This is a genomic window from Pseudomonas sp. R1-6 (genome assembly GCF_051132115.1).
GTDB lineage: Bacteria > Pseudomonadota > Gammaproteobacteria > Pseudomonadales > Pseudomonadaceae > Aquipseudomonas.
In genome coordinates this window covers 2014316-2036609 of sequence record NZ_CP071662.1, presented here as the reverse complement: position 1 = coordinate 2036609, position 22294 = coordinate 2014316, and the positions used below count along the sequence as shown (strand labels likewise).

General features: G+C 58.7%; 20 protein-coding genes and 3 tRNA genes. 6 read left to right on the top strand and 17 right to left on the bottom strand.

Annotation, left to right across the window (positions count from 1 at the left end):
* Positions 1-44 precede the first annotated feature (44 nt).
* Positions 45-326 (bottom strand): hypothetical protein, encoded by a 282-nt coding sequence (locus J3P81_RS09415; RefSeq protein ID WP_434563347.1) that lies wholly within the window; start codon positions 324-326, stop codon positions 45-47.
* A 13-nt stretch (positions 327-339) separates the two neighbouring features.
* On the opposite strand from J3P81_RS09415, the gene J3P81_RS09410 reads away from it, so the two are divergent.
* Entirely contained in the window at positions 340-816 is a 477-nt protein-coding gene (locus tag J3P81_RS09410) for a hypothetical protein (protein ID WP_434563345.1), read from the top strand.
* Positions 817-881: 65 nt separating this feature from the next.
* Here J3P81_RS09410 and J3P81_RS09405 read toward each other — a convergent pair whose 3' ends face one another.
* Together J3P81_RS09405 and J3P81_RS09400 are read right to left on the bottom strand one after the other, a co-directional pair.
* Entirely contained in the window at positions 882-1790 is a 909-nt protein-coding gene (locus J3P81_RS09405) for a 1-aminocyclopropane-1-carboxylate deaminase/D-cysteine desulfhydrase (protein WP_434563343.1), read from the bottom strand.
* A 174-nt stretch (positions 1791-1964) separates the two neighbouring features.
* The gene (locus J3P81_RS09400; RefSeq protein ID WP_420764625.1) at positions 1965-4004 is read right to left on the bottom strand and encodes an FAD-dependent oxidoreductase; all 2040 of its coding nucleotides are present in this window, start codon (positions 4002-4004) and stop codon (positions 1965-1967) included.
* Positions 4005-4274: 270 nt separating this feature from the next.
* On the opposite strand from J3P81_RS09400, the gene J3P81_RS09395 reads away from it, so the two are divergent.
* Entirely contained in the window at positions 4275-5405 is a 1131-nt protein-coding gene (locus J3P81_RS09395; protein WP_434563341.1) for a nitrilase-related carbon-nitrogen hydrolase, read from the top strand.
* Between the two features lie 2 nt (positions 5406-5407).
* The gene (locus J3P81_RS09390; protein WP_420764627.1) at positions 5408-6445 is read left to right on the top strand and encodes an AraC family transcriptional regulator; all 1038 of its coding nucleotides are present in this window, start codon (positions 5408-5410) and stop codon (positions 6443-6445) included.
* A gap of 330 nt (positions 6446-6775) precedes the next feature.
* Here the strand turns inward: J3P81_RS09390 and J3P81_RS09385 are convergent, their stop codons facing one another.
* The 10 genes from J3P81_RS09385 to J3P81_RS09340 form a co-directional block, all read right to left on the bottom strand.
* Complete coding sequence (locus tag J3P81_RS09385; RefSeq protein ID WP_434563339.1) at positions 6776-7645, bottom strand: DUF2242 domain-containing protein; 870 nt, start codon at positions 7643-7645, stop codon at positions 6776-6778.
* 221 nt (positions 7646-7866) lie between these two features.
* On the bottom strand, positions 7867-9738 hold the full coding sequence (locus J3P81_RS09380; protein WP_420764629.1) for a SurA N-terminal domain-containing protein: 1872 nt from the start codon (positions 9736-9738) through the stop codon (positions 7867-7869).
* 224 nt (positions 9739-9962) lie between these two features.
* Entirely contained in the window at positions 9963-10235 is a 273-nt protein-coding gene (locus J3P81_RS09375; protein ID WP_003183171.1) for an HU family DNA-binding protein, read from the bottom strand.
* Between the two features lie 148 nt (positions 10236-10383).
* Positions 10384-12780 carry an endopeptidase La gene (lon, locus tag J3P81_RS09370; RefSeq protein WP_039589135.1) on the bottom strand — a complete coding sequence of 799 codons (2397 nt, stop codon included), beginning with the start codon at positions 12778-12780 and terminating at the stop codon, positions 10384-10386.
* 160 nt (positions 12781-12940) lie between these two features.
* Positions 12941-14224 (bottom strand): ATP-dependent Clp protease ATP-binding subunit ClpX, encoded by a 1284-nt coding sequence (gene clpX, locus J3P81_RS09365; RefSeq protein WP_024778305.1) that lies wholly within the window; start codon positions 14222-14224, stop codon positions 12941-12943.
* Between the two features lie 107 nt (positions 14225-14331).
* Positions 14332-14973 (bottom strand): ATP-dependent Clp endopeptidase proteolytic subunit ClpP, encoded by a 642-nt coding sequence (gene clpP / locus J3P81_RS09360; protein WP_003183177.1) that lies wholly within the window; start codon positions 14971-14973, stop codon positions 14332-14334.
* Between the two features lie 92 nt (positions 14974-15065).
* Positions 15066-16376 (bottom strand): trigger factor, encoded by a 1311-nt coding sequence (gene tig, locus J3P81_RS09355; RefSeq protein ID WP_420764630.1) that lies wholly within the window; start codon positions 16374-16376, stop codon positions 15066-15068.
* Positions 16377-16789: 413 nt separating this feature from the next.
* Positions 16790-16874: transfer RNA gene (locus tag J3P81_RS09350), tRNA-Leu, on the bottom strand.
* A 58-nt stretch (positions 16875-16932) separates the two neighbouring features.
* Positions 16933-17008: transfer RNA gene (locus J3P81_RS09345), tRNA-His, on the bottom strand.
* A gap of 40 nt (positions 17009-17048) precedes the next feature.
* Positions 17049-17125 (bottom strand) — tRNA-Arg (locus J3P81_RS09340).
* Between the two features lie 281 nt (positions 17126-17406).
* Between J3P81_RS09340 and folD the strand changes: the two genes are divergently transcribed.
* Together folD and pbpG are read left to right on the top strand one after the other, a co-directional pair.
* Positions 17407-18261: a bifunctional methylenetetrahydrofolate dehydrogenase/methenyltetrahydrofolate cyclohydrolase FolD gene (gene folD / locus J3P81_RS09335; protein WP_420764631.1), complete on the top strand. Its 855-nt coding sequence runs from the start codon at positions 17407-17409 to the stop codon at positions 18259-18261.
* Between the two features lie 325 nt (positions 18262-18586).
* Positions 18587-19525 (top strand): D-alanyl-D-alanine endopeptidase, encoded by a 939-nt coding sequence (gene pbpG, locus J3P81_RS09330; protein ID WP_420764632.1) that lies wholly within the window; start codon positions 18587-18589, stop codon positions 19523-19525.
* A 51-nt stretch (positions 19526-19576) separates the two neighbouring features.
* Here the strand turns inward: pbpG and J3P81_RS09325 are convergent, their stop codons facing one another.
* Both J3P81_RS09325 and J3P81_RS09320 read right to left on the bottom strand, forming a co-directional pair.
* Positions 19577-19780 carry a DUF6021 family protein gene (locus J3P81_RS09325; RefSeq protein WP_420764633.1) on the bottom strand — a complete coding sequence of 68 codons (204 nt, stop codon included), beginning with the start codon at positions 19778-19780 and terminating at the stop codon, positions 19577-19579.
* Positions 19781-19879: 99 nt separating this feature from the next.
* The gene (locus J3P81_RS09320; RefSeq protein ID WP_434563337.1) at positions 19880-20557 is read right to left on the bottom strand and encodes a peptidase C39 family protein; all 678 of its coding nucleotides are present in this window, start codon (positions 20555-20557) and stop codon (positions 19880-19882) included.
* Between the two features lie 222 nt (positions 20558-20779).
* On the opposite strand from J3P81_RS09320, the gene J3P81_RS09315 reads away from it, so the two are divergent.
* A complete protein-coding gene (locus J3P81_RS09315; protein ID WP_420764636.1) occupies positions 20780-20944 on the top strand; it encodes a hypothetical protein in 165 nt (54 codons plus the stop codon).
* Positions 20945-21142: 198 nt separating this feature from the next.
* Here J3P81_RS09315 and J3P81_RS09310 read toward each other — a convergent pair whose 3' ends face one another.
* Positions 21143-21892, bottom strand: a complete 750-nt coding sequence (locus tag J3P81_RS09310; protein WP_420764637.1) for a TerC family protein — start codon at positions 21890-21892, stop codon at positions 21143-21145.
* A gap of 27 nt (positions 21893-21919) precedes the next feature.
* Entirely contained in the window at positions 21920-22183 is a 264-nt protein-coding gene (locus J3P81_RS09305; protein ID WP_434563335.1) for a hypothetical protein, read from the bottom strand.
* Positions 22184-22294: the final 111 nt, after the last annotated feature.

Below are 22294 nucleotides of genomic sequence, written 5' to 3'. Positions count from 1 at the left end.
CCAATCGAACGTTTCATACATTAACAACTGAACAATACAAATCTTCAGTTCTTTTTGTTCCCGTCCATGTCAAACCATTCGCCATCGGGAAATAGCACACTCCCATCCGGAAATTGAATCTGTCCATCGGCAAATACTACACGCCCATCAAGGTATACCAACGTGCCGTCGCCATATTGAATAGTTCCATCGGGACGCGTGACCGATTCACCTTCGACATCCACCACACTGCCATCGGCCAGCGAGACTGTCCCATCGTTATTCGGGGTACTCCCGGGTGATTTTGCCAGGTTTACGAACGCCAGGGGATCGATACCCACGTTCAAGGTGGGCCACGGAATGGATGCCCACGCCGGGGTGGGTTTAGTGGACGGACCGGGTGTCGTCGCTGGTGTCGGATTGGGTTTTGGCGTTGGTTTAGGTGTTGGCTTGGGCGCTGGTTTGGGTGCCGGCTTTGGGGTGGGCTTTGGTATTGGCTTGGGTGCGGGTTTGAGGGCCGGGCCAGGCTTGGCCGCCGGTTTTGAAACAAGGCCAGGCTTGGCCGTCGGCCTCGGGCGCAGCGGTTTCGCCATCTGCCGGTTAATGACAGCGTGTTGTGCGTTGTTGCCATTGAACGTATCCATGTTCTACTCCTCGTTTTATAAATACGGCCCGGCCGATCCAGGCTCGCTTATTTATAAATTCAAAAACATTGAGGCAACGATAGAGAACTTGAAAAGACCGTACAAACGAAAAAGATCATATAAATATGACCGGGCAAGTATTTCAGAATCTCGACCGCACAACAGCAGACCTGCAAACTTCAACCAGAGCTGAACAACAATGTTGGAGATCGTAGGAAAGAGCGAGCATTGATTGCTATACATGATCTTATTGATGGCTCACTGAAACCCACGACGCCCCTGCAAGCCACCCGTATGAACGAAGATCAACCGAGTACCCGGCTCAAAGGCGCCGGCCTCGACCTGAGCCTTTAGCAACATCAACGCCTTGCCGGTGTAGAGCGGCTCCAGCTCGATGGCCTGGGTGGTTTCTATGAACGTGGTGAGATCAGCATCAACCTGGCCGAAACCACCACGGCTGCCGTCGAGCAGCTCGTAGAGCGGGTCGGCAAGCCCTGCCGCCCTCACGATGTTTTCCACGTTCTGGCTGACGCCATGGCCTTGGGGCACCGCCAGGACGCCATGCACCTTGCGCTGGCCGGCTTCAGCCAGCACCAGGCCCGCCAGCGACGTTCCGGTGCCGCAGGCCAGCCACCAGCCGTGATAGTCCGCCCAGCCCAACGCCGCCAGTTGATCACGGGCACAGGCGACCCAGCTCATGCAACCTTGCGCGCCGGGCAGGCCTGCCCCCCCTTCCGGCACCGCCCAGAGTTCAGGGTATTGCGACCGCCAGGGTGTCCAGAAACCCTCGTCATGACGCCTGCGGTATCCCTCGTAACCCAACCAGTGCAGCGTCATGCCGAACGCTTTCAAGTCGAGCACCGTGGGCGTATCCAGGGGATGACCGCGCAGCAGTCCGACCGTCGCGAACCCAAAGCGCCGGCCCGCTGCGGCCAGTGCGTGCAGGTGGTTGGAATGAGCGCCGCCCAGGCTCATCACACCTGCAGCACCGGCCCGATGAGCTGCGCGCAGGTGGTGAAGCAACTTGAACCATTTGTTCCCGCTGATCAGCGGATCGATCCGGTCCAGGCGCAGCACTGCCACCTCGACGTCGGACCGGGCGAGCCAGTCCAGATGAAGGGGTTCGAGGCGAGGTTGAGGGTGCCAGTCGAGAGCGGGAAGTAGCATGGCGGCGAGTCGGGTGGAAAACAGGCCGGCATATTAACAGCTGGTTGCAAACGTCCTGACATCGAAAAAACGGTGGGGGCGAGCTTGCTCGCGATAACGGTGGGTCAGCCAAACATTTCTGAAACTGACTGACCGCCATCGCGAGCAGGCTCGCTCCCACAGAGGACTTGCGCCTTACAACTGCGCCGCCAGTCGCGAGCCTTGGTTGATCGCGCGCTTGGCATCCAACTCCGCCGCCACGTCGGCGCCGCCGATAAGGTGGACGGTCTGGCCGGCCGCTTCCAAGCCCTCCTGCAACTCGCGCAGCGGATCCTGGCCGGCGCAGATAACCACGTTGTCCACCGCCAGCACTTGCGGCTCGCCCGTTTCGCCGATGCGAATGTGCAGGCCCTGATCGTCGATCTTCAGGTACTCGACGCTGTTGAGCATCTGCACCTGCTTGTTTTTCAGACCTGTGCGATGAATCCAGCCGGTGGTCTTGCCCAGACCGTCGCCGACCTTGGACTTCTTACGCTGCAACAGGAACACCTGCCGCGCCGGCGCATGAGGTTGCGCCTTGACCCCGGCCACGCCGCCGCGCGCCTCGAGGTGGGTATCGATCCCCCACTCCTTCCAGAACGCTTCGCGGTCCTGGCTGGTGGCAACCCCCTGGTGTACGAGGAATTCCGACACGTCAAAGCCGATCCCACCTGCACCGATCACCGCGACGCTACGCCCTACCGGCTTACGCTCGAGGATCACGTCCAGGTAACTCAGCACCTTGGGATGATCCACGCCCGGGATGGCCGGCACTCGCGGTGCGATGCCGGTCGCCAGGATAATTTCATCGAAACCGCCGGCCACCAACTGCGCGACGTCCACCCGAGTATCGAGGCACAGCTCGACGTGGCTCGTCTGCAACTTGCGCTTGAAATAACGCAATGTTTCGAAAAACTCTTCCTTGCCGGGCACACGCTTGGCGATGTTGAACTGCCCGCCGATTTCACTGGCCGAATCGAACAGCGTCACCTGATGGCCGCGCTCGGCCGCCACGGTGGCGGCGGACAACCCGGCAGGACCGGCGCCCACCACGGCGATTTTTTTCACCTGGGTCACTGGCAGGTAGTTGAGCTCGGTCTCATGGCACGCTCGCGGATTCACCAGGCAACTGGTGAGCTTGCCACCGAACGTATGGTCCAGGCAGGCCTGGTTGCAGCCGATACAGGTATTGATTTCATCCGCCCGGCCAGCGGCTGCCTTATTGACGAACTCCGGGTCAGCGAGGAAAGGCCGAGCCATGGACACCATGTCGGCGTCGCCCTCGGCCAGGATCTGCTCAGCGACCTCAGGCGTATTGATGCGGTTGGTGGTGATCAACGGAATGCTCACCGAACCGCGCAGCTTGGCGGTGACTTTACTGAACGCTGCCCTTGGAACCTTGGTGGCGATGGTGGGAATACGCGCTTCATGCCAACCGATACCCGTGTTGATGATCGTCGCACCGGCCTGCTCGATGGCCTTGGCCAGTTGGACGATCTCTTCCCAGGTGCTGCCCCCTTCCACCAGGTCGAGCATCGACAGACGGAAGATGATGATGAAATTCGGGCCGACCGCCTCGCGCACCCGACGCACGATGTCCACCGGGAGGCGCATGCGGTTTTCGTAACTGCCCCCCCAACGGTCGGTACGGTGATTGGTGTGGGCCGCCAGGAACTGGTTAATGAAATAGCCTTCCGAGCCCATGATTTCGACACCGTCGTACTCGGCCTTCTGGGCCAGCAACGAACAAGTCACAAAATCGCTGATCTGTTTCTCGATGCCCTCTTCGTCCAGTTCCTTGGGCTTGAACGGGTTGATCGGCGCTTGGATCGCGCTCGGTGCCACCTGCTTGGGGCTATAGGCATAGCGTCCGGCATGGAGGATCTGCATGCAGATCTTGCCGCCGGCTTCATGCACCGCCCGGGTGACGATCTGGTGCTTGAGGGCTTCCTCCTCGGTGGTCAGCTTGGCCGCACCGGAGTAAACGCCACCCTCATCGTTAGGACCGATTCCCCCGGTGACCATCAGGCCCACGCCGCCACGGGCGCGCTCGGCAAAATAGGCCGCCATGCGCTCGAAGCCACCGGGCTTTTCTTCAAGACCGGTGTGCATCGACCCCATCAGGGTACGGTTACGCAGCGTGGTAAAGCCAAGGTCCAGCGGGGCCAGCAAATGCGGGTAATGAGGGGCGGTCATCGGTTACTCCACTACGGGCGATCACGGAAAATGCGGAAGCTCTATGGCCTCCGTCAGTCATGGGTAACAGCCTAAGAGTCGGGATGGGGACGCTCAATGACCGAAACTGACAAGTTGATGATCCAAATGCACAGGACAATCGGCTCGCCTAGACTTCCCACATCCTCCTCACACCGCGGTGCGCCCTTTCGCTAATCCTTTGTTTTACCGTACCCTGCCAGGTGTCCTGGTGAAAAATCACGAACCTGTAAGCGACCATTGACTGTCCCCATGCGCAAATTTCTGTACCTGCTGTTCTCACTGGCCTTGATGGCCGCCGTTATCACTTACGCACTGTGGACAGCGGACCGTCCAGTCGGCCATTACCTTTCAGACCTGCGCATCAACCTGGCGGTCGACCAGGGCACGCCTTCTGATCGCGGCAACTTGCTCGGCATCCAGCCCGAGCTTTTCCCCACCGACTACCAGAGCCCCCAGCGCCTGCGTCGCAAGCTGGCCGCCTATCTGCAAGCGGCGCGCGACCAAGGGTTTCTCAACGACAAAACCATCGTGGTCCTGCCCGAGCACATCGGCACTTGGCTGATGGTCAGCGGCGAAAAGGACGAGGTGTATCAAGCCAGTACATTGAAGCAAGCCATGCATTGGCTCGCCGCCAGCAATCCGCTGGCTTTTATTCGCGCCCTGGCAAGCGCCAAGGGCAGCAGCCGCCTGGACGATGCCTACCTGCGGATGAAAGCGGACACCATGGCCCGGGATTACCAGACGCTGTTTGGGGGCCTGGCCAAGGAATTCGGCGTGACCCTGGTGGCCGGCTCCATCGTGCTGCCCGAACCCAGTGTCAGCGAAGGCGAGCTGAAGATCAGTGGCGGCGCGCTGTACAACACCAGCCTGGTGTTCGGCCCCGATGGTCGTCCGATCGGCCAACCCCTGCGTCAACGTCATCCGATATTCGACCAACAAGACGTGCTCGGGGCAGAAGAAACCCAGGCTACCCCGGTCATCGACACGCCGGCCGGTCGCCTCGGCGTACTGATCGGCAGTGACAGTTGGTATCCGCTCCATTATCGGCAACTCGACGAGCAGGACGTGCAATTGATTGCCGTACCCGCCTTTGTGGTTGGCCGCGATTCGTGGAATAAACCCTGGGCAGGCTACAAAGGCCTTTCCACGCCAAGCGAAGTGAGCCTCAAGCCCGGCGAGATAACCGAAGGCCAGGCATGGCGTCGCCTGACATTGACCAGCCAGTTGCCGGTCAGCCAGGCCCTGGGGGGCGTCAGCGTGTTTCTGCGCGGCCAGTTCTGGGACAACGGCAGTGCCGGCCAGAGTTTCATCAGCCATGGCGGCCAGCAGTTCCCCGATGGCGAAGCCCGTGGCGCTCGCCTGTTGAACCTCTGGTTGTGAGCATGAAGCCACAGCCGATGCGCCTGGGCGACTTGTCCGTGGGTTTCGTCCATAGCCTTGCCGACGCAATTGCCAGCCACGGGAGGGATCCGCTGCCGTTGCTCGAACAATACGGCCTTGATCCTGCACGCCTGGCCGAACCCAGGGCGCGGCTGTCGATTCCGCGCTACATGCGCCTGGGCCACGCAGCGATCCAATTGACAGAGGATCCGGCACTGGGCTTGCGCATGGGTCAGCTCAGCCGCTTGAGCCAGGCCGGGCTCGCTGGCGTGACTGCCGCCCAGGCGCCCACCGTACGGGAAGCTGCCCGCTGCATGATCCGCTTCGAGCCGCTGTACGGTTCCAATTATCGCGGACAATCAAGCTTCCACGAGGACGCCCGAGGCGCCTGGCTGCGGTTCTATTCCATCAGCCCCTATAACGCCTATAACCGCTTCGTCGTGGATTCGATCATTGCCGGCTGGCTCAAGCAGTTGTCCAGTGTGAGCGAAATCGGGCTGCAAGCCGAACGCATCGACATCGAATTCGAGGAGCCGGAGTATGGGCAGGCCTATCAGATACTTGGCGACTGCCCGATGCAGTTCGGCGCCGAACAGAACCAGCTGCGCCTGGGCCTGGATAGCCTCGCACAGCGCAATCCTCAACACTGTCCCAGTACCTGGCGGCACCTGGTCCAATTATGCGAACGGGAACTGGAGCAACTGACACGCACGCGAACCTTGCGTGAACGTATCATCCAGCTGCTGGGTCCGCTGCTCAGTGGTGGGCGGGAGCCGGATCTAGAAGAAGTGGCGATGCGCCTGAAACTACCGACCTGGACGTTGCGCCGCAAACTGGCGGAGGAAGGCACGCAGTTCAGGGCGATCCTCAACGAGACCCGTCGAGACTTGGCCATGACGTACATTCGCGACACGGAGCTGGCGTTCGGCGAGATCGCCTACTTGCTGGGGTTCGCCTCGGCGGAAGCCTTTCAACGTGCCTTCAAGCGCTGGAACAACCAAACGCCCGGAGACTTTCGTCGCAGCCGCAAGGGGACATGAACCCGATACCCAGCGCCCAGGCTCCGTCGTGTCTCGTCGCCTCTAACTGGCCTCTAGCTGCCAGCGGACATGCCCCTAAAGCTCAGTCGCATCCTCGGCTGGTTCCAGCGGGTCCAGCTCATAGGCCTGATACTCCAGCAGCTCTTCCTGATAATCATCCATTGCGCGTCCTTCCCAATCGTTGAACCGAAGCCTGATGGCTTGGAATCAGCATAAAGCTGCTTTGTGAATAAAACATGAAGCCACAGCCTCATGAATTAAACGTAGCACAGCATTGGGGATTTAAAGCCAAGACATGTAGCAAGGAATGACAGCCCTTGCTACAGCTGCTCAGGAGGCCGGCAGGGGTTGGATTGGCTCGGTCGGTGCAGGCAAGGAGCTGGCCGGCGGCGGTGTGATGGTGTCCGACGAAGAAGGCGCGTAGGACTCCGGCTCGCTGGGTGCGATCGGCGCGGGCTCGACTGGCGGCGCGACCGGCTCCGATGCGGCGGGGGCCGGCTCGACCGGCATGATGGGTGCCGGGGCCGGCGCTGGTTCCGCTGCAGGCGCTTGCAAGGCCCCAGGGGCGGGTGCGGGAGCCGACGCGGGAGCCAAGGCTGCCGGTTCGGCCTTGGGTTCCGGAACGCCAAGCTCCGCTTTTGGCTTATCGGCATTCTCCACGGCTTTCTTGGCTTCCGGTGGCAGGAACACCTCCACCAGCGCGAAGAAGCGCTCATAGAACTTGGCCGCCGATACGGTTTCACTGGCGACCTTGACCATCGAATCATCCGAAGAACCGATCGGCATCGAGACCGATCCCAACACGCCCACGCCCAGGCTGGCGGAGTTGTTGATTTTCTTCAGGGCGTAGCGGTCCTGCAAGGCGTTGGCGAACATGGTGGCGCGATGGCCGGGACCGCCATCCTCGGCGCAGACCAGGTTGAAGCTGATCTCCATGTGGGTATCGCCAGTCTGCTGGAAACTCTTGTGGCCGCTGATCAGCTTCGGATCGCTGCTGGTGATGATGTAGCCCTGGCTGAGCAACGCCCGGCGCCCTGCTTCGCAGGTCGCCACATCAGTCACCGGATAGGTACGCGAGAACGTGCCCGAATCATCAAAGTTCTCGTGCTCGTAGATGGCGGCCTTCTTGGAGGAGCAGCCGGCCGCGACAGCCAGCAGCAATGCCAGCCCAACGGTGCGCATGTGAAATGATTTGAACATTGAGCATCCTGGGTAAAACAATCCGGCGCGTATTGTGCAACAGAACGCGACCAGGCAGCTTGGGTAATCGTGTCTCAAAGGGGGTACAAGTCTACGGGGGCTTGCGGGCAGGAAAAAGACCAAGTTCGACGAATCGACGAACATCCCCGTCAACAGCAATACACAGATACAAAAAGACCCCGGCTTTTCGGCCGGGGTCCATGGCTAACGCATCAATGCACTCAGAAGCGCTTGATGTCCGCCTCGCTTTCCAACTGTTTGCGGTAAGCCGCAAAATCCTGCTGGCCGACACGGGACGCCAGGTAGCGACGGTACTCGGCCTTTTCTTCCTCGGTCGGTGCCGCACCTTCGTTGACGCCGTTCAGGCGCAAGACCGTCACGCTGCCGTCAGGCAGGGTCACGCTGGCGAACGTCGGCTTGTCCTTGGTCTGCGGCTTGGACATGCGGAACAGCGCCTGCAGCACGGCAGGATCGATGCCTTCCTGGCTGCGAGTCGCCGCTTCTACAGCTTTCCACGCCTGGCCATTGACCGGCTTGTCCAGGGCAACCTTGCCATCGCGCAGGCTGGCGATCAGCTCATCGGCCTGGGTCTTGGCACCTGCGCTGGCATGTTCCTTGGACAATTGGGCGCGTATCGGACCGGCCACGCTTTCCAGCGGCATTTGCGCAGGCTTGCGGTGTTCCTTGGCACGCAGCACCACGACCGTTTCCGGGTCCAGCTCGATGGCCGTGCTGTTGGCACCCTCTTCCAGCACTTCCGGGCTGAACGCAGCAGTGATCACGGCGCGGTTGGCCGCAATTCCTTCACCGCCTTCGCGACCAAACGGTGCCGAGGTGTGCACGGTCAGCTTGAGGTCCTGGGCAGGCTGCGCCAAGTCCGAGGCTTCGAACGAAGCGTCTTCCAATTGCTTGGTCGCCTCGACGAAACGCTGCTCGACCTGCTGAGCCTTCAGTTCGCGAGTCAGCTTGTCCTTCAGGCTCGCAAAGGTCGGCACCTCAGGGGCTTCAACACCCAGCAGCTTGATCAGATGCAGGCCAAAGTCGGTTCGCACCGGTGCCGAAACCTGGTCCTTGTTCAGGGCGTACAGCGCCTTTTCGAACTCCGGATCGTAGACCCCTGGCCCCGCAAAGCCCAGATCGCCGCCATTGTTCGCCGAGCCTGGATCCTGGGAATATTCCTTCGCCAAGGCTTCAAACGACTCGCCTTTGGCCAGGCGCGCCTGGACTTCCTCGATCTTCGCCTTGGCCTGGGCTTCGGTGACCTTATCGTTGACTTCGATAAGGATGTGCGCCGCGCGACGCTGTTCGGACAAGTTGGCGATTTCTTTCTGATACGCCGCTTGCAGGTCCTCATCCTTGACGCTGACCTGGTCGAAGAAAGAGGCTTTCTTCAGCTCAACGTAGTCAATGACCACCTGGTCGGGTGTCATGAATTCCTTGGCGTGCTGATCATAGTAGGCCTTGACCTCGTCATCGGTCAGCTTCACGGTCGATGGATCTGCCTTGATGGTAAGGGTAGCGAAGTCACGGGTCTGCTTTTCCAGACGGGCAAACGCCAGCACCTGGGCATCGGTGACAAATCCGCTGCCAGCCAGGCCGGCGCGCAGCTGGCCGATCAGCATTTCCTGCGCCAGCATCTGGCGGAACTGCAGGCGACCGTAACCCAACTGGCGTATGACCTGGTCGAAACGCTCAGGGCTGAACTTGCCATCGACCTGGAACTCAGGCGTTTGCAGGATCACTTGATCCAGCGCGGCTTCGGAAAAAGCGAAATCCGCATCATGGGCGCCTTGTAGCAACAACTTGCGATCGATCAGGCCCTTGAGAGCCGAGTCGCGCAACATCTTTTCGTCCAGCAAGGAAGCATCGAAATCCTTGCCCAACTGTTGCATCAGCTGACGGCGTTGCATGTCGACCGCTTGGCTCAGCTCGTTCTGGCTGATCTCCTCGCCGTTGACCTTGGCCGCTTCATTAGTGTTCGAGGTGGCCTGAAAAATGGCTTCGAAACCGGTCAACGCCATCAATGCGACGATGATCCCGATGATGGTCTTGGCAATCCAGCCTTGTGAATTGTCCCTGATATTCTGCAGCATGCGTCCCCCAGAAACGGTTGAACTTCAAATTTAGGCAACCGTGGAGCGTGGGTAGAATCCGGATAGAAGAAAGGCGCATCCGAGGATGCGCCTTCTCGTAACTGGCGGAGCGGACCGGGCTCGAACCCGCGAGCCTCGGCGTGACAGCCCGGATGTTACCGGACGCATTACCGCTCCGCTGCCAAGCCAGGCATGACCCCGACCCGGATAAACTCAGTGAAACCTTAGTTAACGGCTTCTTTCAGCGCTTTACCAGCCTTGAAGCCAGGCTTTTTGGCAGCCGGGATCTCCAGGGTCTTGCCGGTCTGCGGGTTGCGACCGGTGCGAGCTGGACGATCAGTCACGGAGAAGGTACCGAAACCAACCAGAACAACGGAGTCGCCGGCCTTGAGAGCGCCAGTGACGGATTCGATTACAGCGTCCAGCGCACGGCCAGCAGCAGCTTTCGGGATATCAGCGGATGCAGCGATAGCATCAATCAGTTCCGACTTGTTCACTCTAAGTCCCCTTATATCTATTTGAGATGATTCTAAGTTTTTTTGGTGAAAGCAAAAACGAGTGCTGAATGGCCTGCAGACACTTAAGAGCCGCTTTATAACAAGGGCTCTAAAAAACTGTCAAGGAAGCCCCCCAGGCAAATGCGTATTAATGCGTGCTAATTCTTTCCTTAGAGTCAGACTCTCGCTTTTCTTCCTTCGCGACAATCTCCGGAGCCACATCCGGCAAGGGCTCCGGCGCGTATTGCAGCGCAATTTGCAGGACTTCGTCAATCCATTTAACCGGTTTGATCTGAAGATCCTGCTTAATGTTGTCAGGAATTTCCTTCAGATCGCGCACGTTCTCTTCGGGAATGATCACAATCTTGATCCCACCCCGGTGAGCCGCCAGCAGTTTTTCCTTCAAGCCGCCAATTGCCAGGACCTGACCGCGCAGGGTGATTTCACCCGTCATCGCAACATCGGCACGCACCGGAATGCCGGTCAGCGCGGAAACCAAGGCGGTGCACATGCCCACGCCGGCACTCGGTCCGTCCTTGGGCGTTGCCCCCTCCGGCATGTGGATGTGGGTGTCGCGTTTCTCATGGAAATCCAGCGGGATGCCCAGGCTCCGCGCACGGCTGCGGACAACCGTCAGCGCAGCCGTGATCGATTCCACCATCACATCGCCCAGGGAACCGGTCTTGATCAACTGGCCTTTTCCGGGCACCACGGCGGCTTCGATCGTCAGCAATTCGCCACCCACCTGCGTCCACGCAAGGCCGGTCACCTGGCCAATCTGGTCCTGCTGTTCGGCAAGGCCGTAGCGGAATTTACGCACGCCCAGGAAGTGCTCCAGCAGGTCCGAAGTGACCTTGACCGCGAAGCGTTTTTCCAGGGCGTGTTCCTTCACGGCCTTGCGGCAAACCTTGGCAATCTGCCGCTCAAGGCCCCGCACACCCGCTTCGCGAGTGTAGTAGCGGATGATGTCGCGGATTGCTTCTTCGTCGAATTCCAGCTCGCCCTTCTTCAGGCCGTTGGCCTGGATCTGCTTGGGCGAAAGGTATTTGACGGCGATGTTGATCTTCTCGTCCTCGGTGTAGCCCGGCAGACGGATCACCTCCATCCGGTCCAGCAACGCTGGCGGGATGTTCATGGAGTTGGAGGTGCAGAGGAACATCACGTCCGACAAGTCGTAGTCGACTTCAAGGTAGTGATCGTTGAAGTTGTGATTCTGCTCGGGATCGAGGACCTCCAGCAACGCAGAAGCTGGATCGCCGCGCATGTCGCTGCCCATCTTGTCGATTTCGTCCAAGAGGAACAGCGGGTTGCGCACGCCGACCTTTGTCATTTTTTGAATCAATCTTCCTGGCATCGAACCGATGTAGGTACGGCGATGACCACGGATTTCCGCCTCGTCGCGCACGCCGCCGAGGGCCATGCGTACGAACTTACGGTTAGTGGCGTGGGCAATCGACTCTGCCAGAGAGGTTTTACCCACCCCTGGAGGACCGACCAGGCACAACACCGGACCACGAATTTTCTTCACACGCTTTTGCACAGCGAGGTATTCGAGGATGCGTTCCTTGACCTCTTCCAGACCGTAGTGGTCGGCATCGAGGATATCCTCGGCACGCGCCAGGTCCAGACGTACCTTGCTCTGGGCTTTCCATGGCACCTGGACCAGCCAATCAATGTAGGAGCGCACCACGGTGGCTTCCGCCGACATCGGCGACATCTGCTTGAGCTTGTTCAGTTCGGCCTGGGCCTTGGCAAGGGCATCCTTCGGCAGGCCGGCGGCATCGATGCGCTTCTTCAGCTCTTCGATTTCGTTGTGACCTTCGTCACCATCGCCGAGCTCTTTCTGAATGGCCTTCATCTGCTCGTTCAGGTAGTACTCGCGCTGGCTGCGCTCCATCTGTTTCTTGACGCGACCACGAATGCGCTTCTCAACCTGCAGCAGGTCGATCTCGCCATCGAGCAATGCCAATACATGCTCGACACGGGCTGAGAGATCGATGATCTCGAGGATTTCCTGCTTCTGCTCGATCTTGAGGGCCATGTGAGCCGCCATCGTGTCGACCAGGCGTCCCGGCTCGTCGATGCTGTTAAGCGACGACAGCACCTCGGCAGGCACCTTCTTGCCCAGCTGAACGTACTGTTCGAACTGCGACAGCAGGCTGCGGACAAACACTTCGGACTCACGCTCTGGTGCATCGACTTCATCGATGAGCGAGACTTCGGCACGGCAGTGACCATCCACCTCGCTGAAACGCTCGACCGCCCCTCGCTGCTCGCCTTCAACCAGCACTTTTACCGTGCCATCGGGAAGCTTGAGCAACTGCAGGACCGTTGCAATCGTACCTACGCGATAAAGTGCGTCTTCGCCGGGATCATCGTCGGCAGGATTTCTCTGAGCGATCAGAAGAATCTGCTTATCACCCGTCATCGCGGCCTCGAGGGCTTCGATGGACTTCTCGCGCCCCACGAACAGCGGGATAACCATGTGCGGATATACCACGACATCGCGCAATGGCAGGAGAGGCAATTCGATGGTTGTCTTCATGATTTCGCCTCTACGGCGGCCATAAGGCCGTAAACAGATGGAAGTAAGCTTGAAACCAAGATGGGGGCAGCCTTCAAAAAAAACAAGCGCTAACACGTCTAAAACGCGCTAATAGCAAAGGGGCCCGAAGGCCCCTTCTTTTATTTCAACTGCGGGACACTCACGCGTCCGGCGCAGCCTTGGCAGCCGGCTCACTGTTTTCGTAGATATACAGTGGCTTGGACTTGCCTTCGATAACACTTTCGTCGATCACGACTTTGCTCACCTCGGATTGCGAGGGGATTTCATACATCGTATCGAGCAGCACACCTTCAAGAATCGAGCGCAACCCACGGGCACCGGTCTTGCGCTCCAGGGCTCGTTTGGCAACCGACTTCAGCGCGTCCGAACGGAACTCAAGGTCTACGCCTTCCATTTCGAACAGCTTGGCGTATTGCTTGGTCAGGGCGTTTTTCGGCTCGGTCAGAATCTGCATCAATGCTGCTTCATCCAACTCGTCCAGGGTCGCCAGGACCGGCAGACGACCGACGAATTCAGGGATCAGGCCGAACTTGACCAGATCGTCAGGCTCGACTTCACGCAGGGATTCACCGACCTTCTTGCCCTCTTCCTTGCTGCGGACTTCGGCGTTGAAACCGATGCCACCACGGGTCGAACGGTTCTGGATGACCTTTTCGAGGCCAGAGAACGCACCACCGCAGATGAACAGGATGTTACGGGTGTCGACCTGCAGGAACTCCTGCTGCGGATGCTTGCGACCACCCTGGGGCGGTACGGAAGCGACCGTGCCTTCGATCAACTTGAGCAAGGCCTGTTGCACGCCCTCTCCGGAAACATCCCGGGTAATGGACGGGTTATCGGACTTGCGGGAAATCTTGTCGATTTCATCGATGTAGACAATGCCCATCTGGGCCTTTTCCACGTCGTAGTCGCACTTCTGCAACAACTTCTGAATGATGTTCTCGACGTCCTCACCCACATAACCCGCCTCGGTGAGGGTGGTTGCGTCGGCGATGGTGAACGGAACGTTCAGCAAGCGGGCCAGGGTTTCTGCAAGCAGGGTCTTACCCGAGCCCGTAGGGCCGATCAGCAGGATGTTGCTCTTGCCGAGTTCGACCTCGTCATTCTTTTTGTCACGCTGGTTCAGGCGCTTGTAGTGGTTGTACACCGCTACGGCCAGTACCTTTTTCGCGCGTTCCTGACCGATAACATACTGGTCAAGGATGCCGCTAATTTCTTTAGGCGAAGGCAACTTATGCGCGCTGCTTTCGGCCTGGGCTTCCTGCACCTCCTCGCGGATGATGTCATTGCACAGGTCGACGCACTCGTCGCAAATGAAGACCGAGGGACCGGCAATCAATTTGCGTACTTCATGCTGGCTTTTGCCACAGAAGGAGCAATAAAGCAGTTTGCCGTTGTCCTCGCCGTTGCGGGTGTCAGTCATTCGATCGATCCAAATCCGATAGGCTTGCAACACAAGATGAAGGCAATTGCGGGCTTTTTCAAGCCCGCAGGCGGCCGGTCATCCCAACCACCTGCATTTTGAGCGGCTTAGGCAGGCATTTGACGCTTGTTGATCACAGAGTCGATCAGACCGTATTCGGCCGCACGCTCAGCGCTCATGAAGTTGTCACGCTCGGTGTCACGCTCAATGGTTTCGAGGCTTTGGCCGGTGTGATGGGCCAGCAACGAATTCAGGCGCGAGCGAATATGCAGAATTTCCTTGGCATGGATATCGATGTCCGACGCCTGGCCCTGGAAGCCGCCCAATGGCTGGTGGATCATCATGCGCGAGTTAGGCAGGCAATGGCGCTTGCCCGCTGCGCCGCCGGCGAGCAGGAACGCACCCATGCTGCAGGCTTGGCCGATGCAGATGGTGGACACGTCAGGCTTGATGAACTGCATGGTGTCGTAGATCGACATGCCCGCAGTCACCGAACCGCCGGGAGAGTTGATGTACAGATGGATATCCTTGTCCGGGTTTTCCGCCTCAAGGAACAGCAACTGCGCCGCAACCAGGTTGGCCATGTAGTCTTCGACGGGGCCGATCAGGAAGATGACGCGCTCCTTGAGCAGGCGCGAATAGATGTCATAGGCACGTTCGCCACGGGCGGACTGCTCGATAACCATAGGGACCAGGCCGCCTGCGGCCTGAATGTCAGAGCTCTGCTGATAAAAAGAATTGCGGGACATGTCTCGCAGTCACTCCCAAATAGTTATGTCTTGAATACGCATAAGCCAGCGCGAAGGCTGGCTTATGGTGTGTATTTCTTACCGCAGAACCATCAATCGGCTTGTGGAGCTTCCACCGGCTTGACCGCTTCTTCGTAAGAGACCGCTTTGTCGGTCACGCTAGCTTTCTGCAGAACAGTATCCACAACTTGTTCTTCCAGCACAACCGAACGGACTTCGTTCAGCTGCTGCTCGTTCTTGTAGTACCAGGACACCACTTGCTCAGGCTCTTGGTAGGCCGAGGCCATTTCCTGGATCAGCTCGCGCACGCGGGCTTCGTCAGGCTTGAGTTCGAATTGCTTGACCACTTCGGCGACGATCAGGCCCAGTACCACGCGGCGCTTGGCCTGCTCTTCGAACAGCTCGGCCGGCAGTTGGTCTGGCTTGATGTTGCCGCCGAACTGTTGAACGGCCTGTACGCGCAGACGGTTCACTTCGTTGTCCAGCAGGGCCTTTGGCACTTCGATCGGGTTGGAAGCCAGCAGACCGTCCATGACCTGGTTCTTGACCTTGGACTTGATGGCCTGGCGCAGCTCACGCTCCATGTTCTTGCGAACTTCGGCGCGGAAACCTTCCAGGCCGGTTTCCTTGATGCCGAACTGAGCGAAGAATTCTTCGTTCAGCTCAGGCAGCTTCGGCTCGGAAACACTGTTGACGGTCACGGTGAACTCGGCGGCTTTGCCAGCCAGGTCCAGGTTCTGGTAGTCCTCGGGGAAGGTCACGTTCAGGACGCGCTCTTCACCGGCCTTGGCGCCAACCAGGCCGTCTTCGAAGCCTGGGATCATGCGACCCGAGCCCAGCACCAGCTGGGTAGCCTTGGCGGAACCGCCAGCGAATACTTCGCCGTCGACCTTGCCGACGAAATCGATGTTCAGCTGGTCTTCGTTCTGGGCGGCACGGTCGGTCGCTTCGAAGCGGGTGTTCTGCTTGCGCAGGATGTCCAGCATCTTGTCCAGGTCGGCGTCCGAAACGTCGGCGCTCAGGCGCTCAACGGCAATGGATTCGAAACCGGCAACGGTGAACTCAGGGAACACTTCGAACGTGGCGACGAACTCGAGGTCCTTGCCTTTTTCCAGCACTTTAGGCTCGACGGAAGGAGCGCCAGCCGGGTTCAGCTTCTGCTCGACCACTGCTTCGTAGAAAGAAGACTGGATCACGTCGCCCACGGCTTCCTGGCGCGCATCAGCTTCGTAACGCTGACGGATCACGCTCATTGGCACTTTGCCTGGGCGGAAACCTGGGATTTTGGCCTTTTGGGCAGTCTGCTGCAGACGCTTGTTGACCTGAGTCTCGATACGCTCAGCTGGCACGGTGATGCTCATGCGGCGCTCAAGAGCAGAAGTATTTTCAACAGAAACTTGCATGGATATTCCTCGTTGCACAGACGTTGGCCGGGCGTTTCCGACCCCAGAATCAAGGGCATGCATTCTAGTAGGTCAAACTCAAGAAGTCACCCTACTGAAAACGCGCGGGAAACAGGCGCCGGGTTTAGAAGCGGAGCAATCAGTCATGCCCCGCCCGGTTTGCAAATAAAGTCGATCCTCGCCAGGGCTCTGCACGGCGCTTCTATATATAGAAGCGCCGCCCTCGAGCACTTGGCGTAAGGCCTCCACGAAAAGACCGACGGACATGCCAAGCATCATCACGAAACACAATCGCGACGAATCGCCCTGTGCCCGCATGAAAAAAACCGGACATGAGTCCGCGAATAAAACAAAAACGGCGCAGCCCTTTTCAGGTTCTGCGCCGTTCTCTGCTAATTAAATAGCGACTTGTATGGTGCGGACGGAGAGACTCGAACTCTCACACCTTGCGGCGCTGGAACCTAAATCCAGTGTGTCTACCAATTCCACCACATCCGCGTATCAAGCTTTTAAAGCAAAGGCGCCAGACTGTTAAATCTGGCGCCTTTCTAGAATATGGGGTGGACGATGGGGATCGAACCCACGACAACGGGAGTCACAATCCCGTGCTCTACCAACTGAGCTACGCCCACCATATTGCCTTGTTGCCTTACTTGTGCCAAAGCTGCCTAATGGCGCACCCGGCAGGACTCGAACCTGCGACCATCCGCTTAGAAGGCGGATGCTCTATCCAGCTGAGCTACGGGCGCCTTTTTAATCTGTATTCTTGGACGATTACAAACTAAGTGCTTTCAGTTTTACCGAGTTGAAACATCCAACTCCGCTCCACCTTCTTAACCAGTGCTAGGCTGTGCCCGACAAGTGCGACGAATGTTATAGACGGCCCGATAGGTCGTCAACTCTTTTTTAAAAAAAATTCATTTAATTAAAGGGGTTAGGGGAATTTACAGACCAAGCGCCTTTGCCCTCACGCCTCGGCATGCGAGAATGCGCTCTCTTTTTTTCCCCTCTCGATGGTTAACCACGCGCAATGACTGCACAACTTATCGACGGCAAATCGATCGCCGCCAGCCTGCGCCAGCAGATCGCCCAACGAGTCACCGAGCGCCGCCAGCAAGGCCTGCGCACGCCCGGCCTTGCGGTGATCCTGGTCGGCAGCGATCCTGCCTCTCAGGTTTATGTCTCGCACAAGCGTAAAGACTGTGAAGAGGTCGGCTTCCTTTCCCAGGCCTACGACCTGCCTTCCGAAACCACTCAGCAAGCGCTGGCCGATCTGATCGACCGCCTGAACGACGATCCGAACATCGACGGTGTTCTGCTCCAGTTGCCGCTGCCTGAACACCTGGACGCCTCCAAGCTTTTGGAACGTATCCGTCCGGACAAAGACGTCGACGGTTTCCACCCTTATAACGTCGGCCGCCTCGCCCAACGCATTCCATTGCTGCGCCCCTGCACGCCCAAGGGCATCATGACCTTGCTGGAAAGCACCGGGGTGGATCTTTACGGGCTCGATGCCGTGGTCGTGGGCGCCTCCAACATCGTCGGTCGCCCCATGGCGATGGAATTACTGTTGGCTGGCTGCACCGTCACCGTGACCCACCGCTTCACCAAGGACCTGGCCGGCCACGTCGGCCGTGCCGATCTGGTGGTGGTTGCCGCCGGCAAACCTGGCCTGGTCAAAGGCGAATGGATCAAGGAAGGCGCCATCGTGATCGACGTGGGCATCAACCGCCAGGACGACGGCAAACTGGTAGGCGATGTGACCTACGAGACCGCCCTGCCCCGCGCCGGTTGGATCACACCCGTTCCCGGTGGCGTCGGCCCGATGACCCGTGCCTGCCTGTTGGAAAACACGCTGTACGCGGCCGAGACGCTGCATAGCTGATAAAGGCCTCGACGCAACCTGTGGGAGCGAGCTCGCTCGTGATAGCGGTGGACCAGCCAGCATATCCGTTGACTGAGACCTACCTATCGCGAGCAAGCTCGCTCCCACAGTGTTTTCAGCTGCCAACATCCGATCCAACCCGTGACGCTCGAATTACATTTTTTTCAGATTCGATTCGCCAGAATCCACGTCCATTAAACTTTATTTATTCAAGCGTCCCGGTGGCAGCGGCATATGGCGCTGTCATCGCCCATACTCATAAAATGCGGCGCTTTTTCAACACGCCCCGCTCAACGGCACCCTTAACTCAATCGAGTCTACTCGCGTGAAAATCCGTCTTTCGATCATCAGTCTGTTTTTCGCCTTTACAGGGACTTTCATCGCGCACAACGTCAGTGCCCAGGAAACCATCGCTGCTCCACGGGACACTTCCAAACTGCAAGTCGCATCCGGCAGCGCCATCCTGTTGGACTTGCAGACCGACAAAGTGGTGTATTCCAGCAGTCCGGATGTCGTGGTGCCGATTGCATCGGTAACCAAGTTGATGACCGGCCTGATCGTGCTGGACGCCAAGCAGAACCTGGATGAATACATTTCCATGACCATCGCGAACACACCGGAAATGAAAGGCGTGTTTTCCAGGGTCAAGCTCAACAGCGAACTGTCCCGCCGGGATACGTTGCTGATCGCATTGATGTCGTCGGAGAATCGAGCCGCCGCCAGCCTTGCCCATCATTACCCAGGCGGTTATGCGGCGTTCATCGCGGCGATGAACGCCAAAGCCAAGGCCCTGGGCATGACCAGCACCCATTACGTCGAACCCACCGGCCTGTCAATCCACAACGTGTCGACGGCCCGGGACCTGACGAAGCTGCTGATCGCCGCGCGCAAATACCCCTTGCTGAGTGAGCTGAGCACCACCAAGGAAAAGACTGTAACGTTCCGCAAACCGGTCTACAGCCTGGGCTTTCGCAACACCGATCACCTGGTGCACAAGGCCAATTGGGATATTCAACTGACCAAGACCGGCTTCACCAATCAGGCGGGTCACTGCCTCGTATTGGTGACCAAGATGGGCAATCGTCCGATGGCACTGGTCATCCTCGATGCGTTTGGCAAATACACCCACTTCGCCGACGCAAGCCGCATCCGTAGCTGGGTCGAGACCGGCAAAAGCGCCAGCGTCCCGGCTGTGGCCTTGCAATACAAAGCCGCTAAGAACCTCAAGAGTCGCCAGAGCGGTGTGGTGGAAGCGTCTAAATAAGGCGCGATACATCACACATGAATAGCCCCGACTCGTCGGGGCTATTTGCATTCAGGGCTTCAAATCACCCAGCGGATCATAAGGCCGGGAAGAAGGCGGTTCCTCGTCGTCCTCATCCTGGGGTGCCTTGGCCGGCCCTATCGGATCGACCTGGGGATCGTCGAGGTCCGGAGAGTCGGGATCGAATCCCAGGTCATCGTCACCGGACGAATGTTCGGAAGAATGCGGTCCCGAAGGTGTTTTCGATTGTGCCATTGCTGCCTCCTTGGATCATGGCCTGGAAACTCCAGGCCTTGACGGTAAGAACCCGAGGCACGCCGGGTCGTGCCCGCCAGGTGACGAACGGGGCAGCGCTCAGCGGGCGGTGCCCAAAGCCTTGGTGGCGCGCGCGGCTGCCTGTTCCTGCCCTGCTCCGGCCAACTCATCGGCGGCCTTCAACCAGCGCTTCGAATCGACATTGGCCGGCAACTGCCCCGGTTGCTGGACCAAGACTGCCCAACCGCCAGCGCCTTTGAAAGCCGATTCGAACGCACCGAAACTCATCGAGGAGCGCCGATTCATCCCTGAACGCAGCAGTACGGTGCGCTTGTGCCGGTTATAACCCACGAGGATTGCGTAGCGCGGCTCAGCCCAGAACGCCGAGCCGTCGGTATAGCGCAGCAACACCGGATAACCGGCAGCCACCTGTTCGAGCAACGCGCCAAGCTCAGCCTCCAGGGGATACACCACCAGCCCATGTTCACGTGCCAGGGTTTGCAGGTTCTGCTGTAAACGGGCCTCGCCGCCGGGCAGGTGCAGCGGCTTCTCCAACAACCCTGGGGTAGTCACTGTGCCTTGCAACGTCAATAGGGCCGCCAGGGATTGCGGCGCGCCCTGGAACATTTCGCCACGAAAGAACGGCACGCTGTTGAGTTCTACCCGTTCAGGCAGTCGCTTTACTTGCGGCGACACACTTCCCGCGCATCCCGCCAGAGCGGCGAGACACGCCGTCGCCAATACCAGTGATCGAAAAGATGAAATTACTGGCAACATGATGACTCTCTTATTCAGACAGCCCCGGCATCAAGGCCGGGCTTGGGCCGACGATGATAAGACGCGTGCCGGCCCGGGTATAGCCATAAGCGACAGTTTCGACACCGTGATAGAACCAACCGATTCTTTGCACATGCAAGATATCGACTGCCCGTAACACTTGAGCGACTAGACTGTCCATTGTAAGAGTGCATTGCCCGGTCTGGGCAGAAGGAGGCGCAGATGAGCCTGATGACGACTATTCTGATGCTGGTTTTCGGCTGGTTGAGCGTAGCGGCAGCCATGTTGTGGGGGGTGTTGCGAATCGCCCGTCGCCACCATCCCGCACCAAGACGAGAAATGCAGCAGACCACTAAATCTTCCAGGCGCCACGCCACCGCGCACTAGGGCCTGCAGAAATGTGATCGCGAAGGCCAGACAACGCGAAACGGGGCGAGGAAGCGCAGTGTCCTGAAGTACATGAGCATTCCGAACCTCGTTCAACGCAGTCTGGGCGAGTGCGGATACGTTTCGTATAGGGCCTAGAGGGTCACCATGAAAAAAGCCGCCCGGGCGTTAACCCGGGCGGCTTTTGTCTGCCTTGGATCAGGCTTCGTCGACCAAGACCTTCTGCTTGGCGCGACGGGACATCATGTTCAACACCTCGATAGCCGCCGAGAAGGCCATGGCCGCGTAGATATAGCCCTTGGGCACGTGGGCACCGAAGCCTTCCGCGATCAGCGTCATGCCGATCATGATCAAGAAGCCCAGGGCCAACATGACCACGGTGGGGTTGTCGTTGATGAATTTCGCCAGCGGCTCGGCGGCCAGCAGCATCACCAATACCGAGACCACGACGGCAATAATCATGATCGGCAAGTGCTCGGTCATGCCCACCGCCGTGATGATGCTGTCAATGGAGAACACCAGGTCAAGCATCAGGATCTGACCGATCGCAGCGGCAAACCCCAGGGTCACGCCGGAAGTGGCCGACTTCGGATCATTGGGCGCCGGGTCCATGCTGTGATGGATCTCGGTGGTCGCCTTCCACAACAGGAACAGGCCGCCGGCGATCAGGATCATGTCCTTCCAGGAAAACGCCTGGCCGAGAATCTCGATGACAGGCTCCGTCAATTGCACGATGAAGGCGATGGTGCTCAGCAGACCCAGGCGCAGGATCAACGCCATGCCGATGCCAATCCGCCGCGCCTTGGCACGGTGTTGCTCGGGCAACTTGTTGGTCAGGATCGAAATGAAGATCAGGTTATCGATGCCGAGCACGATTTCCATGACGACGAGGGTTGCCAGAGCAATCCAGGCGGTGGGGCTGGCGGCGAGCTGTAACAGATAATCCATGGGTCAGTCCTGACTCGATTTGACGGGTTAGAGGGTATGGGTAGCGGGTTCGGATTCTTCAGCGTCCTTCTCCGGCGCTTTCTTGGGGCTGATCAGCCCGCCGGTGGCGTCACTGAGGGCTTGCTCGGCGGCCTTGTGCGTATCGTCGATGGCCTGCTTGGCCGTTTCGACAGCTTGCTCCTTCAACTGCTCGGCCAATTGTTGGGCGCTTTTTTCCGCTTGTTCGCAGCCCACCAGGGCCATCGAGGAAAATGCCAGCAAGCCTGTAAGCCCCAGGGTTCTATACGTCATGCACATTGCCTCTCAGAGAATAGACGGAGCACGAAAGATGGCTCACCGATGGCCCGGAATTCTAGAGAGGGAAATACTTCAGGAAAATTCGTATTTTCAGCGGCTATACTT